This window comes from Providencia sp., from assembly GCF_040396775.1.
Lineage (GTDB): Bacteria > Pseudomonadota > Gammaproteobacteria > Enterobacterales > Enterobacteriaceae > Providencia.
Window position 1 is genome coordinate 94,573 of sequence record NZ_JBEBNT010000002.1, and the last position, 17,852, is coordinate 112,424.

Genomic DNA, 17,852 nt, shown 5'->3' on the forward strand with positions numbered 1-17,852 from the left:
TATATATTTATGAGAATTAAGAGTAGTTGTTTGAACTGCGGATTCTACATGGAATTCATTAATGAAAATAGGGTTAAAATGCCCCCAATTTCGTAAAGTGAATGTTTTGTTTACTTTTAATTAATCTGTTAGATTTAATTTCGCTATAAATTAATTAATAAGCAACATCAGAACTGTATAGGAGTAAAAATGACAAAAATTAAAGCAGCAATAGTGGGATACGGGAATATCGGCCGTTATGCACTAGAAGCTGTTCTGGCCGCTGATGATTTTGAACTTGTCGGCGTTGTTCGTCGCAATACACAAGACATCCCTGCTGAACTTGCCTCGTATAAAGTCGTCGATGATATTGAAAAACTAGGGAAAGTGGATGTTGCACTCCTGTGCTCGCCAACCCGCGCAATTGGCCCACTTGCGGCAAAAATTCTTGCATTAGGCATTAATACCGTTGATAGCTTTGATGTGCATTCAGATATTGTAGCGCTGAAAAGAAGCTTAAATGATGTTGCAAAACAACATAATAGCGTTGCTGTCGTCTCCGCAGGTTGGGATCCTGGTTCGGATTCTATCATGCGTACCTTAATGTTAGCGATGGCGCCAAAAGGGGTGACTTACACCAATTTTGGACCAGGAATGAGTATGGGGCACAGTGTTGCGGCAAAAGCGATTGATGGCGTGAAAGATGCGTTATCGGTGACTATTCCATTAGGAACCGGTGTACACCGCCGTATGGTATACATTGAATTAGACGCAGGCGCAAAATTTGATGATGTTGCTCAAGCAATTAAAGCGGATAGCTATTTTACCTCTGATGAAACTCACATTCGTCAGGTCGATAGCATTGACGCATTAAAAGACGTTGGGCATGGTGTGCACATGACGCACAAAGGCGTTTCGGGTGCGACACACAATCAATTGTTCGAATATTCAATGCGTATCAATAACCCTGCGTTAACGTCACAATTTATGGTGTCAGCTGCGCGCGCTTCAATGAAGCAGGCGGCGGGTGCTTATACGGTGATTGAAATCCCTCCAGTGAATTTCCTGCAAGGTGATTTAGACACGTTGATTGCTAAGCTAGTCTAATTACATTTTATTTGTGGCATGACGCGTTCAGTTCATGCCATCTTGTCGATATTTCTTACACTTTATCTTAGAGTGACTTATTCATTCGGATTTTGGCCACTGTTTATTTCTTGCGTTATCAAGTAGCTTATTAAAAAAGCAATATTGATAATGTGGAGTGATATCATGGCGAAGCCGTCAGGGAATGAGCAATTAAAAGAAAAGCAAAACAAAAACCAAGGTTTTTTCCCAAAGCAGCCCTCAGTGAAAAGTGTGAAAGAAAGTTCGCATTCTTTTAGTCTTATTCGCGCGTTCTCCAAGATAATTAACTACGGTTTTTCCCTTTTCTATGTTGGGTTTATTTTGTCTGTTTGGTTTTTCCCTGAGTACTACACGGTCGAAATTATTTATAACCTGACTATCATCCTTATTTTTGAATTTATTTTAATTCATTCAGGCGTCTTTATGGCGGTATTTCGTGATTGGCGAATATTAACCTTATTTGCGCTTTTTTATGGTTTATTTGCGTTGGCGATTAATATGTCAGTATTAGGGGACTCGCCGCTGATCTTGTATTTATATAGTGCGACGGTTGCTAACCGAATGCTATTTGGTTTAACCAGCCGTAGCGAACAAGAACGCAGTGAAAATATGGGCTATTCAGCACTAATGGCACTCAATTTTATGTTCTGTATTTTCCTCGTATTGATTTTATCTTTTCTTGTGCCTTATGGTGGGTTAACGCCTGAATATTTACGCTCTATTGATTATTACGCCAGTATTTCCACTGGTGGAGAGTTCCCTGACAGACCCCATGTCGCTTTTGCGTTTGGAGTGCTCTACTTTGGGTTACCTGTTTTTATGGCCTGCTTAATGAATTTCTTGTGCAAGGGGCACTCTATTTACCGAGAAAAAGGGAAGTAATTTCGTGGCAAGGAAGATAAGAAACAAAAAAAATGCCAATACGCGATCGGCATTATCCATCGTAAAAGGGAAACGCCATTTTATTGCATCAGATAAACCTCAAGGTGTTATGCATTTTCTACCTTCGCTGGTGGATCACGGCTTAACTATTTTTTATATCGGTTTCTTATTGTCTTTGTGGTTTTCCCCTGATGGGTCGGGCGTTGAAGTGGTTTACAATATGGTATTGATCTTGCTGTTTGAGTTTATTTTAGTGCATATGGGCACAATGATGGCGGTGCTTCAGCGTGGGTTTTTCTTCATTTTTGTGGCCGCTATTTTAGGGGGCGTGGCTTATATTTTTCATACGACGCAAATTAACTCTTCCGCTATCCTTTATATTTATGCAGCGACATTAATTAATCGAATTATTATTGGGCGTCAACAAGGGAGTGAGTTTGATAGCTTTAATGCCTTCGATGAAGGGATTGCTAAATTACGTCATTACGTTGCATGTTTTATTATTGCCGTATTTTTAACGCGTTATTTACCTGAAGGGGGACTGACTGAGCAATACCTTGAAGAAAATAACTATTATGGCCTGTTAAAAATGGCAGGGATGACGGAAAAACCGCTTATGATTATTCAATTCGGTGTCTTGTATTATTCCACATCATTACTTTGGGTATTGTGGCGTTTTTTAAACCCCAAAAAGAAATAAAAAAGCGCCTATCGAAATAGGCGCCCGGTGTTGGCAAAAAATAAAAAATTTAACGTGTTATTGATTTAAATTGCTGTGTGGTCTTTGTTAGTGCGACTTCGGTAGGCAAACGTTCCATTGAACTTGCGCCATAAAAACCATGGCAGTCAGGGCAGTTAGCTAAAATATATTCGGCATCTTCAGGGGTTGCGATAGGGCCGCCGTGGCACAGGACAATGACGTCATCACGCACTGCTTTAGCCGCTTTTGCCCATTCATTGATGAGTGGTACGCAGTCTTTGAGTGTCAGTGCTGTTTCGGCACCAATATTCCCGCCCGTTGTTAAGCCCATATGTGGCACGATGATATCAGCCCCCGCTTTGGTCATTGCAACGGCATCATCAGCGCTGAAAACATACGGTGTGGTCAATAAATCTTTTTCATGCGCCATGCGGATCATATCCACTTCTAGGCCATAGCCCATTCCTGTTTCTTCCAGGTTAGCGCGGAAGTTGCCATCAATCAGACCAACCGTTGGGAAGTTTTGCACGCCCGCAAAGCCTGTTGTTTTGATGTCATCTAAAAATTTATCAAATTGGCAAAATGGATCGGTGCCGTTTACACCTGCAAGAACAGGAGTTTGCTTAACGACTGGCAAAACTTCTTTTGCCATGTCCATCACAATTTCATTGGCATTGCCATAAGCCAATAAGCCTGCTAGTGAGCCACGACCCGCCATACGGTAACGGCCTGAGTTATAGATAACGATTAAGTCAATGCCGCCAGCTTCTTCACACTTTGCCGATAAACCCGTACCTGCACCACCGCCGATAATAGGTTCTCCACGAGCAATCATGTCTCTGAATTTTTTTAATAACTCTGCGCGGTTATGTTTCATATTAACCTCTATTATTTGTTCAAAATTTCCTGGTGTAGCTGAATAACCTGCTCACAAAAATCATGGGAATTTATGTGGTGAGGACTCAAAATAAGCTGTCTTTTTTCTGTTGTTATGAGGTTTTCTATCAGTGCATCGATAAACGCTTGGTCTGCGATAGGATCCCAGAATGGTGCGCCTTCGATATCTAATGCGGAAAACCCTGATGTTGGAACAATAAAACGAATTTCGCCATCACAGCGATTTAATTTCTCCGCAATCCAACGACCCATTTGTTGGTTTTCTTCTTTGGTCGTTCTCATCAATGTGACTTGTGCATTGTGATGGTAAAATAAGCGGTCTTGGTATTTTTCAGGCACCGTCGTTGGTCGCCCAAAATTCACCATATCCAATGCACCACAAGACATGACGCAAGGTGTTTGTGTACGTTGAATGGCGCCAAATCGGTCTTCGTCACACGCTAAAACGCCACCAAATAAATAGTCACACACTTCTGTTGTCGTCATATCCAGTACGGAATGCAGTAGCTGGCTATCAATCAGTTTTTCCATTGCTTTGCCGCCGCTGCCTGTTGCATGAAAGACGAGGCAGTCATATTGTTCTTCTAATTGTGCGGTAAGTTGTTGAACGCAAGGCGTTGTCACACCAAACATGGTTAGGGCAATGGCGGGTTTGATATCAATATTTTCGTCATCTTCTTGGTTAAACCAGACAGCGCCTGCGATTTGATTTGCTGCGTTTTTCAAAACTTTACGCGAAATAATGTTTAAGCCCGAAACATCGGTGACTGAGTACATCATGGAGATATCACTCGCACCGATATAACCTGAGATATCCCCTGACGCCATGGTGGAGACCATTAACTTAGGAATACCCACAGGCAGTACTTGCATTGCAGGAGTGATTAATGCGGTTCCGCCTGAACCGCCTAAACCAAGGATCGCCGCAACATCAGTTTGGGCTGCAAGGTAAAGGCTAAAAGCGTGAGCCATCGCCTCAATCGCCTTGCCACGGTCACCACAAAAAACCGCATTTATACCAAGAGGGTGAAAACTTGCGATGGTATGCGCGCTGACATCCGCCTCTTTTTCTAATTGTGTTGGTTGAGTGGTTAAGTCAACAGTGCGAACAGCTAACCCAGCGCTTTTAATTAATTCACTGACATAAAATAGTTCAGCGCTTTTCGTATCCAGCGTTGTGGCGATATAGATAAAACCAGGGTGCTTTTTCATATAAAAATCCTTTCAGATTAGAGTTCGCGTTGAATTTTTCACCTTAATGAGACTATAGTATCATTTTTGGTGTTTGTAAAATGAGATTGCAGTCTCATTTTTTGGTTTGTTGCAACAGTGATTAGTTGCTAATATGTATATCTTATTGATAAAACATCATAAATATTAATTAGCATGCTGTATCTATAGTGCAGCATTAGAATACTAAATTTGTGATAGGGATAACTTATTTGATTGTATATACAGGTTAGTTTGAGATATGCATCTTTTAATTATATGGTATTGAGTAGGTATACTTATTTCTGCTTGTGCTTTCTAAGTGTTATTGACTAGACTTGTTGTAAGAGACAGTATTTTAAGGATAATTAAATGCCGAAAACTAATTCAGCCTCAGAATATAAAGGGACGCGAAAACGGACTTATGTATTACTGGTGACCACGGCTTTAGAGTTATTTGAAAAAGGGGCAATGCCTTCTGTTTCTGAATTGGCGCTCGAGGCGGGTGTTTCCCGCGCTACCGCATATCGGTATTTTCCGACTCAGAGTGATTTAATCACAGCAACTGTCAATGAAAGTTTAGGGCCAATTTTAACGTGGCGCCCACAAAGTGAAAAAACAGAAGAGCGTATTGATGAGCTACTGACGTTTGCTTTTCCACGCATGTTTGAGCATGAAGGTGCTTTAAGGGCAGCGTTACAAGCCTCATTGCAACAGTGGGCGCAAGGGCGCTCTGCTCCGCAAGAGGTCAAAAGTAAGCAATTTGAGCGGGGAAACCGTAAAGATATCCTTGCGATGGTCACTACGCCGATGAAATCGGAATATCCGCAGGAAATCGTTGATAAGGTCATCAAAGCATTTTCCGTTATTTATGGGTCAGAGATTTTCTTAGTGCTAAAAGATATTTGGAAAATGGATAATCAGCAGGTCATAGAATTAGCGCAATGGATGGCAAAAGCGATAATGAACCAAGCCGTTGCAGATAATACCAAACGTCAAAATAAGCAAATCAAAAACTAACAAATGATAGAACCGTAGTGAATAATCACTATCATAATAAATAAAGCAAAACGAAGGTCATCTGGCATTAATAATATGATATAAATTAAGGTTATAAATAGTCTTAATGGTTAATGTCGTATGATGAAATTACTCAAGATGATCGTTGGGATCGCTGTTTGTGCGGTGATTGGTGGTGGATTAACCTACCTTGGTGTTCCACTCGCACTGATGTTTGGCCCAATTATCGCGGTTATTATTTTTCATCGTTTTGGCATTTCCTTCGCAATTCCTAAACATACAATCTCTTTTGTTCAAGTGACATTAGGTACCTCGGTTGGCTTGATGTTTAATCAGGTTTCACTGAATGAAGCGGATAATTTATTTCTATTATTATTGATGCTAGTTGCGTGTTTGGCTGTGCAATTTTCCGTTAGTTTTTTTTGGTTTTATCGCAAAGTCGGTTGGACAAAACAAGAAGCTATGTTGGGCTCAGTGCCTGGTGCAATGGCTGCCATTTTGGCCTTAACTGACCATACGCATACACCGCCACAGAAGATTGTTATTTCTCACACTATTCGCCTTATCATATTGATTTTATTAGCAGGGATTGTCGTTGGAAGTGATGGTGACCCACAACCGATTATCGAATTTCCTTCATTAACGTTGATAGACACAATGTGGCTATTGCTGATTGTCGCCGTTGGGGTGATTGCAGGTTTAATATTACAGCGTTTCAGAGTTCCTGCACCTTATATGCTAACCTCATTAGCGGCGGCGACATTAATACAAAGCTGGGTCGATATCCCATTAAATTTTCCATTAATGCTGACGGAATTGAGTATGGTGTTAATTGGGATGAATATTGGTAACCACTTTGTTGTTTTCCCGCTTTCATCGTTAATTAAAAATATTTATTCCTCTGCACAAGTCGTTGTCATCAATATTATTTTAACGTTCTTGATTACAGTGTTTGCAGCTTGGTTAACGGGGTATGATATTTCGGTATTATTGCTCGCTTGGGCGCCGGGAAGTATGGAAGCGATGACCTTTGCAGCAATTACGATGAATTTGGACGCAGGGTTTGTGATGTCGAACCATATTATTCGCATGGTGATCATCCAAAGTATTCCATCCGTTGTTTTATTTTGGCAAGAAAGTAGGGCAAAGAAACGACAATAAAAGTGGCAAAATGGAGAAGAAAACATGCAAACAAACTCTAGGCATGTTTTCTTAATGTCACTGATGGAAATTATTTTACGTAGGCAAACAGGCCGAGAGAATCCCTCGCTAATGACTGGCACTTAAACTCTTGATTAAGCGGTATTCCCTTTAAGTCGTTGTAACTTTCTTTGTTTAGCTGAGTCATTTTCTCAGAGTTGTAGTTGCTCAAATCCCATTTATTACTTTTCGCAAAGTACACGATAGCGCGTTCAATTTCTCTATCGGGAATTTGTGAGTACCCACAGTCATATTTTAGGTAGATAAAAACAGCCGTCAGATCAGCCAGATCTTCAGCTTCGTTGGGGGCAAGAGCTCTGGCAGAATTGGTTATCCCTAACAGAGTCATTAAGCATGACATCATTAATATAAATTTGCGCATTCTTTATTCTATCGGGTTTCTATGTCAAGTAACGTTAGCATAAGAATAGAATTGTTAGTCAACTATATTTTTCTTAAATGAATGTAATAAACCCATAATTATTGAGTGGGTTTATTGACCTTCCTGTAAGGGGAGGCTTTATCATTTGTTTTATTAAACCATGTTTTGCAGAGAAAGGGTAATTTCCCTCAATATACTCTGTCATTGATTATTGATTTGATAAACAAAAGGAAGGTTATCAATGTTACGTCGCGATTTTTTGAAATTAAGTGCTATCACATATGCTGCAAGTGCGCTGCCTATTTGGAGCCGCATCGCGGTAGCCGCTGAAAACTATCCCACATTGGCTATCCCGCCGCTATTAGAGCCTGATGCGCAAGGCAACATTCAATTGGCGATTAAGCAAGGCACATCCCAATTTGTTCCCGGTAAAAAAACCCCCACGTGGGGATATAACGGTGATTTACTCGGCCCTGCGATTAGCTTAAAAAATGGCCAGAGTGTTAATGTCAATATTGTGAATCAGTTGGCAGAAGATACCACTGTTCACTGGCATGGCTTAGAAATTTCAGGCGAACAGGATGGCGGGCCACAGGCAATTATTCAACCTGGCGCAACACGCAAAGTCAATTTTACCATTGATCAAAGTGAAGCAACCTGTTGGTTCCACCCTCATACTCATGGAAAAACCGGCTACCAAGTCGCTATGGGGCTGGCGGGATTAGTCCTGATTAAAGATGAAAATAGCGAAAAACACGGTTTGCCAAGTCATTGGGGGGTTGATGATATCCCTGTAATTTTACAAGATAAGCGTTTGAAAGATGACGGGCAAATCGATTATCAATTAGATGTAATGAGTGCTGCGGTAGGCTGGTTTGGTGATTTCATGCTGACTAACGGCGCGGTTTACCCGAAACATATTGCGCCAAAAGGTTGGATCCGCTTGCGATTACTCAATGGTTGTAACGCACGTAGTTTGAATATTTCAACCAGCGATGGTCGTAAAATGTACGTTGTTGCCAGTGATGGCGGCTTACTTGCTGAACCGGTTGCATTGACTGAATTACCGATTTTAATGGGTGAGCGTTTTGAGGTATTAATTGATGTTTCAGATGGTCATGCGTTTGATTTAGTCACTTTACCTGTAGGGCAAATGGGGATGACTATCGCACCATTTGACCAGCCTCTGCCTGTTTTACGTATCGAAACCACATTAACAAATGGCGAAGGAAAATTACCTTCAACTCTTGCTGCAATCTCTGCAATCCCCTCTTTAGCAGGGTTAAATCGCCGTCGTTTCCATTTGATGATGGATATGCGTTTAGATATGCAAGGCATGATGATGTTACGTGAAAAATATGGCGCACAAGCGATGGGGAACATGGGTGGTCATGGCGCGATGATGGGTAATATGGATCATGGCGCCATGATGAACAGTGGAACCATGGATCATGGGAATATGAGCCAAGGCAAAATGAACCACGGTAACATGAGTGGCGGCAATATGCGTGGTGGCATGGGGAATGGTGGGCACTGCGGTACTGGTGCTGGTGATTTAGATATTCATAACGCCAATACTATCAACGGGCAAGTGTTTTCAATGACGCATCCAGCGTTTGATGCGCCAATGAACCGCCAAGAAATTTGGGTGGTTTCAGGGCGTGGAGACATGATGTTACACCCATTCCACGTACACGGAATTCGCTTTCGTATTTTAAAAGAAAATGGCCAAGCCGTTGAGCCGCATCGCCAAGGCTGGAAAGATATTGTCAAAGTTGAAGGGCAGGTGAGCGAAATTTTAGTGGAATTTAAACACCCTGCGACGAAAGAACACCCCTATATGGCGCATTGCCATTTATTAGAACACGAAGACACAGGAATGATGCTCGGCTTTACAGTGAGTTAATCGAAAAATTCTGTTTTAGGGTAAAATGCAGCATTAAGTGTTAGTGCTGCATTTTCCTTTATTAGTATCTGAGCCTAGCCTATGGTAAAATTACGCGCTTTCCATTCCTTTAGATGCGTAATTGAAGATGAAACATACCCTTGAAGTGATGATCTCTGAAGAAGAGATTGCCCAACGAATCAGTGAATTAGCTGAAAAAATCAGTGCACATTACCAACCCCTTGAAGGCGATTTAGTCCTTGTTGGCTTATTGAAAGGTTCATTTATTTTTATGGCGGATTTATGCCGTAAAATTAATGTTCCACATGAAGTCGATTTTATGACCGTTTCAAGTTACGGCAATGCGATGACATCAAGCCGTGATGTCAAAATCGTCAAAGATTTAGATGAAGATATTCGTGGTAAACACGTTTTAATTGTTGAAGATATTATCGACTCAGGTAATACCTTAAATAAAGTTCGTGAAATTTTTGAATTGCGTGGCCCTAAATCGGTCGCGATTTGCACTTTACTGGATAAACCATCACGTCGTGAAGTAGATGTGCCTGTCGAATGGATTGGCTACTCAATCGAAGATAAATTTGTTGTCGGCTATGGTATTGACTACGCGCAACAGTATCGTCATCTTCCTTATATTGGGCATGTGACTTTACTTGAAGAGTAATCATCGTAATGAATTAATTGAAAAAGGACAGCATACTTGCTGTCCTTTTGTTTATGTTGATTCTAATTAATGAATCACGAGTTTAGTTTGTATTAATAATGACATTGTTACCTGTTATTTTTCCATAGCTGTTAGAAAGGCTAGGCGTGGTAACTTTCGTGGTATTTCTTGCATTGAACGTACCGTAGTTATTACTAATAGAACGGTCAGCTTTTGCAGTTAAATCAAGGCCTGCTTTGAACAAACCACTATAGTTGGAAATTGTATTTGCAGAGGCATTCAGATTTCCTGCACTGTTTATTTGTCCACAGTTGTTGTTGATGTCATTAGACACATTAATACTAATATCTGCTTCATTTGCCATTGGGAAAACAGCATTAGTTTGAATAATCCCTGAGGTATTGTTCAACTGTGTCCCTTTGATTTTGATGCTACCATCTTCAGCAATGATTCCGCCTTTTTGGCTCGTCAGACCAAGATAACTTGTATTACGGCTAAAATTAGCGGAATCAGTATTGGTAACATGATCGACATTCATAACAACATTGTTGTCTGCTTTAACCAAGCCCCCCGTGTTATTTAAATATGTAGAGACAAAGTTAAGGTCGAAGCCTTTGATATAACCTTTATTAACTAGCTCGTTAGTACGGAATGTTGATTTACCATTTCCTGATGCAATCACACCATTATTTGTCAGTTTTGGCGTTGTAATATTTAACAAACGCGCACTACTAATTGTGGAGTAAATATCATTGGTTAAGATAGTACCTGCCGTAATGTCCATACGGCCAGTACCCGTTTTAATGGTAGAAGAGGCATTAGTTAAATATTGAGTGTCAAGGGTCATTCGGCGTTCTGCGCTAATGGTACTTGATTTATTATCAATTGATGAACCTGTAAAATTAAAATCACGACCTGCGGACATTAGCGCCTTGTCATTGACAATTCTTGATGCCTTGATGTTAATATCTCGACTTGCAATAAACCTATTTGTGTTTTTATCTGCCCAGTTATAGATTGTTCCAGTCATATCAACATTAATATCACCATTTTCAGATTTAATTAAACCACCGCCATTTTGGATGTTCTCGAAAATGTTCAAGTTTACATTCTTATTAGCGCTAATTAAGCCATTGTAACGGTTTAATAACCCAGCTTTAGCTTCAATGTTAACATTACCCGCTGTAGAGATTATTTTCCCATAATCATTATTAAAGTCATATTGACTTGTAGAGGCAAGAGTAATATCCCCTTTAGACTGAATAGTTGCTGTATTTCCGACATAATAAGCACTTGCTTCTAAGCCTGTGCTACCTGCATTTATCAGGCCTTTATTAATCAAATGTCCTTGATTACTTGTAATATTCAGTTTTATTTTATTCGCGTTTAATTTACCACTTGAGGCGATAGCTAAGCCATTATTGGTGTGGTTAGTGTAAGAGAGCTCATTTAATACGTTACCTTGACTATCAAATACACTATTACCTGTTGCGATATTAATTTCATTTGCTTCAACATTTCCATTAATGAGAGCATAACGTGCAATTAAATCTATAGCATTATCAGATTTAAGGTTGTTATTAACGGTAATTTGACCTTTATTGACGTTATAACCAATTAAATTACCTGCGACGACCAATGGTGTGCCTGTGACAAAAGCACCGCGCTCCGCATTAATAAATCCACAACTATTACAGGTAATACCTGATGCATTAGCGACGATAACTTGAGCTGTATTACCAGCAACTTCCATCATACCGTTAATCGTACTCATGTTATTACCAACGACTTCATTTAAAATAACTTTAGCTGCATCTACTCCTGCTAAATTTGCATTACCCCAAATATCACCACCTAATTGGGTAGTTGATTGTGAATCGCTATTGTTAAAAATGACACCTTTTCCATTAACATTAAATTGTTGATAAGTGTTATGGGATACACCTTTATCTGAAGGTTTTTTAATATGAACAATATTTAACCCGTCAGGCTTATAAATAATCCCTGTTCCATCTAAGCTATAAATTGCGTTTTTATCGTAAGTCAGGAAAGAAGGTGTATAAAGTTCAGTGACATCTTTTGACGTAAATCTCCCATAAATATTATTGATTGATTTTTCAGCTTTAATTGTTAATTTTTCATCTGTGTTGATTATACCTGACTGATTACTCACTTCTTTTGTATCAATCATAATATTGCCAACACTGTTTAACGTACCTGAGTTATTCACAAGGTTGTTTGTAAGCGTAAATTCCATTCCACCCGCAGTTGCTGCTCGTTCTAAAATGTTACTTTTAAATAAGCCATGGGTATTATCAACAGTCACACCTGTAACAGTAATTCCACCATCGAGTACTTCAATTCCACCTGCTTGTCTGGCTAAACCAAATTTATAGGCATAACTGGCGAAACTAGATGAATTTCTATTACTTAAGCTATTAACACTAAAAACAGCATCTTTATAAGAACGGATATAACCGCTATTATTATTCAGTGTATTAGATTTTACATTTAATGTTGTGGCATCAATAAACCCATTTTCATTTTGGATATTATTAGATGTAATATTGAGCGTGTCACCCGTAATCATTCCACCTTTATTTTCAAGTGAGTCCGCTTTAATATTTGTAACATAAGTCGGAATCGGTGGGGTATTAGGCTTATTGGTTGGGGAAATGATTTTCCCTGCATTTATTAATTTTGCCGTTGTGATATTTAACCCACGGCCACTGCTAATAACTGAATTTGCATCATTGCTGATATAATTGGATGCAGTGATATCAGATTTAGCATTAGTTGCAGTAATTGATGATGATTTGTTAATGATTGCACTCGCGTCTAGATCGATGCGACGCTTAGCGGTAATGAGGGTATTTTTATTTTCAACAGTAGAGGTTGTTTTGATATTAACATCTCGACCAGACTGAATTTTAGCTGATTCACTGATGATTCTGCCTGCAGTAATATTTACATCACGTCCAGCAATGATCCGATCTTCGGGGATGCTGCTCCTGTAACGCTCCGACTGGGAAACTGCACCTCTAGCATCAATATTTACATCACCCGTTTCTGCTTTGATTAAACCCGTGCCATTGTGAATACTATTAGCGGCCAAATTAACATTATTTTTAGCACTGATTAGGCTATCATCATCATTAATAATAGTATAAGCGGTCGTTAAATTTACATCACCACCCGTTGAGACTAATTTTCCTTTTCTATTAATAAACGTGATATAACCATCATTGGTATTTGTGGTTTTTATCGTCAGATTTTTATTAGCACTGACTAACGCTTTGTTATGAAAAGTGTTGGTGACAATATCGATATTGCCCGCCGATTCAATTTTATTACTGTCATTAGCAAGGTACCAGGCACTCGTCATGGATAGACCTTTGCTACCTGCGGATATAATACCTTTATTGCGAACACCGACTCCAGATTCTGTGGAAATTAAGGTTATTTTATCTGCGTACATTCCACCTAATAATGAAACGTCAATACTAACTTCTGGCCAAGGGCCTGACCCTGCGACCTTAGAGAGTACATTTCCATCAGCATCAACAAAATTATTGCCTGTGACTATTTTTAATTCTTTAGTTTTTATTTGGCCATTAATAGCGGCTGAACGGGAGATTAGCTCAGTAGGGGAATCTGAATCTAAGCTTTTATTAACAATGATTTTTCCCTTAGAAACATTATAGCCAAGTAACTCGCCATTCGTAACGATAGGTTTACCTGTTGTTAATGTCGTACTCTCTGTATTAATAAAACCACAGGAATTACATGTTATTCCTGATGGGTTAGCGACAATGACTTTAGCCTTATCGCCTGCGACCTCAACCATCCCATTTAGCGTAGTTGCATTATTAGAATTAACTTCATTAATGATAACTTTAGCCGTTCCGTTTGCTAAATTAAGGTTACCATTGATGAGACCACCCAATTTGGTATCAATGTTGTCTTTACTGTTATTAAGAATGACGCCGTTTTTATCAACATCAAATTTACTGTAAATATTGTGGGAAACGCCTTTATCACTAGCCTTGTTAATATGAACAACGGTTGGGCCATTATGTTGATTCATAACGCCTGCACCATTCGTATTGATAATTTCAGCTTGTGAAACAGATGCGACACCAAGAATTGCAGAAATACAGAGGAAAATAGGTTTTAGCTTTAACGTAGGTGCTTGTGACCCACTCTTAATAGATTGACTCATAGTTATATCCCTAAATATGAAATTTTATTTATTTAGTTGAATTTACATTACTCCATTATGACTAGCGAATTATGGCTAAATAAAAATATAAGTATATTTAAATATGCTGAATTAAAACGATGAGATTTTCTTTATTATTAGATGTTATTAATGGTCTGCAATGGAGTTAATCTAATATTTAATTTGGCGTTTTTTTGTTTTTCCTTTTAAATCAACTTAATAAATTAATACGAAATTAGAGTTGTTGAGGGTTGTTACGTATCATAATTCCATGAGCGGTTACACTTATTAATTGTGATTGGTAAGATTTTTTAAATTGTATTAAATGCTGTTTCTATTATTTATTTTAATTTTATTAAATGTTGTTTTTATCCTGAATCTGAATAATAAAAAGCCCTATATAAAAGGGCTTTTAAAAAAGTTAAATTATTTTTTTTGTGTCAGGTTTGATATTGATTCACGATAGCAGAGTTCAAGTTTTTCTCGACTATCGGCAGTGATATGTAAATCCTGAAGTCGACCGTTATTGATACCATAAACCCAACCATGGATCATTACTTTTTGGCCGCGTTTCCATGCAGATTGCATAATAGTAGAGTGGCCTAGGTTATACACCTGTTCTACTACGTTCAATTCACATAAGCGGTCCAACCGTTCACAAGGTTTTAATTCACCCAGCATTGAGCTGTGCCTGTACCAAATATCACGAATGTGCAATAACCAGTTATTAATAAGGCCTAATTCTGTGTTATCCACCGCAGCTTCAATACCGCCGCAACCATAATGGCCGCATATAATGATATGTTCAACTTGCAGTACATCAACAGCATATTGAATGACCGATAAACAGTTAAGGTCGGTATGGATAACTAAGTTTGCAACGTTACGATGAACGAATAGATCGCCCGGTGCAGCATTGATTAATTTTTCAGCGGGGACTCGACTGTCCGAACAGCCAATCCACAAGAATCTTGGCTTTTGTGCTTTTGATAATTCTTTGAAGAATTCAGGATCTTGTTCTTTTACAGAGGCTGACCATGCTTCATTATTAGCAAACAGCTCTTCGATTTTTCTCATCATGACTTATAGCCTAGTTGTGTTACTGTGCGATAAAATCTTATACAACATTTATTGATTAATTAATAATTAGTTATACTAATTACAACATTGGTATAATGAACCACTCATTTAGACAAGACAACCCTCAATTAGTAACATATTGAATTATCTTATAGAAATCTATTATCACTTTTCTGCATAACATAGAGCAGAAAAAAGTGGCATCATAAGCGTATATTGCCTCCAAACCGTCCTAAGAATAAAGGGTTTTTTTATATATGACGTATGCACTTGAGTTATCGCAGTTAACAAAAACCTATTCAGGTGGCGTTAAGGCTCTGCGAGGAATCGACTTACATGTTGAAGATGGTGATTTTTATGCATTGTTAGGCCCTAATGGTGCAGGGAAATCAACAACGATTGGTATTATCAGCTCATTGGTTAATAAAACCAGTGGCTCAGTGAAAGTATTTGGCTATGACTTAGATAAACAAGTCGTACACGCAAAACAGCAGCTTGGGTTGGTTCCCCAAGAATTCAACTTCAACCCGTTTGAGACCGTTTTGCAGATTGTCCTAAACCAAGCGGGTTATTATGGTGTGACGCGTTCTGTCGCTGTACAACGTGCAGAACAATATTTGACGCAGTTAGATTTGTGGGAGAAACGCGACGAACGTGCTCGTAACTTATCAGGCGGGATGAAGCGGCGGTTAATGATCGCTCGAGCGTTAATGCACCAGCCAAAATTATTGATTTTGGATGAACCTACAGCAGGTGTCGATATCGAGTTGCGCCGTTCTATGTGGTCATTTTTAAAGAATTTAAATGCCCAAGGCACAACAATTATTTTAACAACCCACTATTTAGAAGAAGCAGAGATGCTGTGCCGTAATATTGGGATCATTCAACATGGTGAGTTAGTTGAAAATACCAGTATGAAACAGTTACTGAGTAAATTGGAATCAGAGACCTTCATTTTTGATTTAATGCCAAAAAGTCCTATTCCTCAGTTACTAGGTTATGAGTCTCGATTGATAGACACATCAACATTAGAGGTTGATGTTAAAAGGGAGCAAGGACTGAATAGCGTCTTTAGTCAATTGAACGAACAAGGTATTCAAATTTTGAGTATGCGTAATAAGGCGAATCGTTTAGAAGAATTATTTGTTAGCTTAGTCAAAAAAGAAAGCCATACGGCAGAGAAGGAGATTGCATAATGTTCTCACTGTATTGGGTTGCGTTAAAAACAATTTGGATAAAAGAAGTTACTCGATTTGGGCGAATTTGGATACAAACTTTGCTGCCACCAGTCATTACCATGTCATTGTATTTTGTGATTTTTGGTAATTTAATTGGTTCACGAATTGGTGATATGGGTGGGGTAGACTATATGCAGTTTATCGTTCCTGGACTGATTATGATGGCGGTGATCACTAACTCCTATTCGAATGTTTGCTCATCGTTCTTTGGCTCAAAATTCCAAAAAAATATTGAAGAATTACTGGTTGCGCCTGTTCCTACCCACATTATTATTGCTGGTTTTGTCGGGGGAGGTGTGGCAAGAGGGATCTTAGTTGGCTTCCTTGTGACGTTAGTTTCATTATTTTTCATTCCATTACAAGTGCATTCATGGCTTATGGTCATCATAACGTTGTTATTAACAGCGATTGTTTTCTCACTGGCGGGGCTACTAAATGCAATATTTGCGAAAACGTTTGATGATATCAGCATAGTTCCAACGTTCGTTTTAACACCATTAACTTACTTAGGGGGTGTTTTTTATTCACTTTCCCTATTACCCCCATTTTGGCAGGCGGTATCTAAATTAAACCCAATTGTGTATATGATTAGTGGTTTTCGGTATGGCTTCTTAGGCATTGCAGACGTTTCTATAGCAGTTACATTGGGCGTTTTAATGATTTTCTTAATCGTCTTCTATTTATTGACATGGTATTTAATTGAGCAAGGAAGAGGGTTACGTAGCTAACTAGTTATTAAATAAATTAAGTGTAATTACTTAAATATAAATAAAAGCTGCACCTAGTCGTGAGTTTTAGCGAATTAGGTGCAGCTTTTTTATTTTTTATAGCGAAGATAAGGGTTGCGATTGGTTTATTAAATTAACTGAATTGGAAATTTTCATAACACTCAGAATGTTTAGGTATATTAACTAAAAAATGTGATGCCAAAATATGGAGTTTAAATCTAGAGAAACTGTATTTTATTTTTATTAATTAAAAAGCATTAAGAATCCTCCCGTTTTTATCTTTTTTATGTGGTTTTGCGTAATTTTTTGTTGATTTATTTTTATTGAAATTATCAATTGAAATGATGGGATAATTAGCATTAAAAACTGAGATTATTGGGTTTTTGTTAATTTCATTACTAGTTAAGAATAAAATAATTGAAATTACACCGAGAGTATAAATTTATATTTCTGGGGAAATATCATGTTACAGTTACTTAAATATTAATAAAAAAAATATTTTAAGTTAATGTTATCGTTATCAGTTCTGTTTTGTTTAATATACTAGAATTAAATTCTAGTTTCACTCTATTTTTGGGTTTATTTATTATAAGATGAACCACCCTAAGTTGAATTTC

14 protein-coding genes are annotated in these 17,852 nt (G+C 38.5%); 9 read left to right on the plus strand and 5 right to left on the minus strand.

Annotation, left to right across the window (positions count from 1 at the left end):
* Window positions 1–189 precede the first annotated feature (189 nt).
* The 3 genes from ABWP91_RS03000 (at window position 190) to ABWP91_RS03010 (ending at window position 2,689) form a co-directional block, all read left to right on the plus strand.
* A complete protein-coding gene (locus ABWP91_RS03000; protein ID WP_353241966.1) occupies window positions 190–1,086 on the plus strand; it encodes a diaminopimelate dehydrogenase in 897 nt (298 codons plus the stop codon).
* A gap of 165 nt (window positions 1,087–1,251) precedes the next feature.
* On the plus strand, window positions 1,252–1,989 hold the full coding sequence (locus ABWP91_RS03005; protein WP_353241967.1) for a hypothetical protein: 738 nt from the start codon (window positions 1,252–1,254) through the stop codon (window positions 1,987–1,989).
* A gap of 4 nt (window positions 1,990–1,993) precedes the next feature.
* Window positions 1,994–2,689, plus strand: a complete 696-nt coding sequence (locus ABWP91_RS03010) for a hypothetical protein (protein ID WP_353241968.1) — start codon at window positions 1,994–1,996, stop codon at window positions 2,687–2,689.
* A gap of 49 nt (window positions 2,690–2,738) precedes the next feature.
* Here ABWP91_RS03010 and ABWP91_RS03015 read toward each other — a convergent pair whose 3' ends face one another.
* Together ABWP91_RS03015 and ABWP91_RS03020 are read right to left on the minus strand one after the other, a co-directional pair.
* Complete coding sequence (locus tag ABWP91_RS03015) at window positions 2,739–3,566, minus strand: phosphoenolpyruvate hydrolase family protein (protein ID WP_353241969.1); 828 nt, start codon at window positions 3,564–3,566, stop codon at window positions 2,739–2,741.
* A gap of 11 nt (window positions 3,567–3,577) precedes the next feature.
* Complete coding sequence (locus tag ABWP91_RS03020) at window positions 3,578–4,798, minus strand: Tm-1-like ATP-binding domain-containing protein (protein ID WP_353241970.1); 1,221 nt, start codon at window positions 4,796–4,798, stop codon at window positions 3,578–3,580.
* Window positions 4,799–5,167: 369 nt separating this feature from the next.
* Here ABWP91_RS03020 and ABWP91_RS03025 point away from each other — a divergent pair, with 369 nt between their 5' ends.
* Complete coding sequence (locus ABWP91_RS03025; protein WP_353241971.1) at window positions 5,168–5,815, plus strand: TetR/AcrR family transcriptional regulator; 648 nt, start codon at window positions 5,168–5,170, stop codon at window positions 5,813–5,815.
* A gap of 120 nt (window positions 5,816–5,935) precedes the next feature.
* Window positions 5,936–6,976, plus strand: coding sequence for an AbrB family transcriptional regulator (locus tag ABWP91_RS03030; RefSeq protein WP_353241972.1), 1,041 nt, complete (start codon window positions 5,936–5,938; stop codon window positions 6,974–6,976).
* Window positions 6,977–7,046: 70 nt separating this feature from the next.
* Here the strand turns inward: ABWP91_RS03030 and ABWP91_RS03035 are convergent, their stop codons facing one another.
* Window positions 7,047–7,397, minus strand: coding sequence for a YacC family pilotin-like protein (locus tag ABWP91_RS03035; RefSeq protein ID WP_219246094.1), 351 nt, complete (start codon window positions 7,395–7,397; stop codon window positions 7,047–7,049).
* A 241-nt stretch (window positions 7,398–7,638) separates the two neighbouring features.
* Here ABWP91_RS03035 and cueO point away from each other — a divergent pair, with 241 nt between their 5' ends.
* On the plus strand, window positions 7,639–9,303 hold the full coding sequence (gene cueO, locus ABWP91_RS03040) for a multicopper oxidase CueO (protein ID WP_353241973.1): 1,665 nt from the start codon (window positions 7,639–7,641) through the stop codon (window positions 9,301–9,303).
* 127 nt (window positions 9,304–9,430) lie between these two features.
* Window positions 9,431–9,967 carry a hypoxanthine phosphoribosyltransferase gene (gene hpt / locus ABWP91_RS03045; protein ID WP_219246096.1) on the plus strand — a complete coding sequence of 179 codons (537 nt, stop codon included), beginning with the start codon at window positions 9,431–9,433 and terminating at the stop codon, window positions 9,965–9,967.
* A gap of 82 nt (window positions 9,968–10,049) precedes the next feature.
* On the opposite strand, the gene ABWP91_RS03050 is transcribed toward hpt, so the two are convergent.
* Window positions 10,050–14,189: a two-partner secretion domain-containing protein gene (locus tag ABWP91_RS03050; protein ID WP_353241974.1), complete on the minus strand. Its 4,140-nt coding sequence runs from the start codon at window positions 14,187–14,189 to the stop codon at window positions 10,050–10,052.
* Window positions 14,190–14,615: 426 nt separating this feature from the next.
* Complete coding sequence (gene can / locus ABWP91_RS03055) at window positions 14,616–15,269, minus strand: carbonate dehydratase (protein ID WP_219246097.1); 654 nt, start codon at window positions 15,267–15,269, stop codon at window positions 14,616–14,618.
* A 257-nt stretch (window positions 15,270–15,526) separates the two neighbouring features.
* Between can and ABWP91_RS03060 the strand changes: the two genes are divergently transcribed.
* Both ABWP91_RS03060 and ABWP91_RS03065 read left to right on the plus strand, forming a co-directional pair.
* On the plus strand, window positions 15,527–16,465 hold the full coding sequence (locus tag ABWP91_RS03060; RefSeq protein WP_353241975.1) for an ABC transporter ATP-binding protein: 939 nt from the start codon (window positions 15,527–15,529) through the stop codon (window positions 16,463–16,465).
* On the plus strand, window positions 16,465–17,235 hold the full coding sequence (locus ABWP91_RS03065) for an ABC transporter permease (RefSeq protein ID WP_353241976.1): 771 nt from the start codon (window positions 16,465–16,467) through the stop codon (window positions 17,233–17,235). Before ABWP91_RS03060 ends, ABWP91_RS03065 begins: the two co-directional genes overlap by 1 nt.
* Window positions 17,236–17,852 lie beyond the last annotated feature (617 nt).

What these genes read in the sequence shown, in the direction of transcription:
- ABWP91_RS03000 (WP_353241966.1), top strand. Translation starts at nt 190, where the DNA reads ATGACAAAAATTAAAGCAGCAATAGTGGGATACGGGAATATCGGCCGT.
- ABWP91_RS03005 (WP_353241967.1), top strand. Translation starts at nt 1,252, where the DNA reads ATGGCGAAGCCGTCAGGGAATGAGCAATTAAAAGAAAAGCAAAACAAA.
- ABWP91_RS03015 (WP_353241969.1), bottom strand. Translation starts at nt 3,566, where the DNA reads ATGAAACATAACCGCGCAGAGTTATTAAAAAAATTCAGAGACATGATT.
- ABWP91_RS03020 (WP_353241970.1), bottom strand. Translation starts at nt 4,798, where the DNA reads ATGAAAAAGCACCCTGGTTTTATCTATATCGCCACAACGCTGGATACG.
- ABWP91_RS03025 (WP_353241971.1), top strand. Translation starts at nt 5,168, where the DNA reads ATGCCGAAAACTAATTCAGCCTCAGAATATAAAGGGACGCGAAAACGG.
- ABWP91_RS03030 (WP_353241972.1), top strand. Translation starts at nt 5,936, where the DNA reads ATGATGAAATTACTCAAGATGATCGTTGGGATCGCTGTTTGTGCGGTG.
- ABWP91_RS03035 (WP_219246094.1), bottom strand. Translation starts at nt 7,397, where the DNA reads ATGCGCAAATTTATATTAATGATGTCATGCTTAATGACTCTGTTAGGG.
- cueO (WP_353241973.1), top strand. Translation starts at nt 7,639, where the DNA reads ATGTTACGTCGCGATTTTTTGAAATTAAGTGCTATCACATATGCTGCA.
- hpt (WP_219246096.1), top strand. Translation starts at nt 9,431, where the DNA reads ATGAAACATACCCTTGAAGTGATGATCTCTGAAGAAGAGATTGCCCAA.
- ABWP91_RS03050 (WP_353241974.1), bottom strand. Translation starts at nt 14,189, where the DNA reads ATGAGTCAATCTATTAAGAGTGGGTCACAAGCACCTACGTTAAAGCTA.
- can (WP_219246097.1), bottom strand. Translation starts at nt 15,269, where the DNA reads ATGATGAGAAAAATCGAAGAGCTGTTTGCTAATAATGAAGCATGGTCA.
- ABWP91_RS03060 (WP_353241975.1), top strand. Translation starts at nt 15,527, where the DNA reads ATGACGTATGCACTTGAGTTATCGCAGTTAACAAAAACCTATTCAGGT.
- ABWP91_RS03065 (WP_353241976.1), top strand. Translation starts at nt 16,465, where the DNA reads ATGTTCTCACTGTATTGGGTTGCGTTAAAAACAATTTGGATAAAAGAA.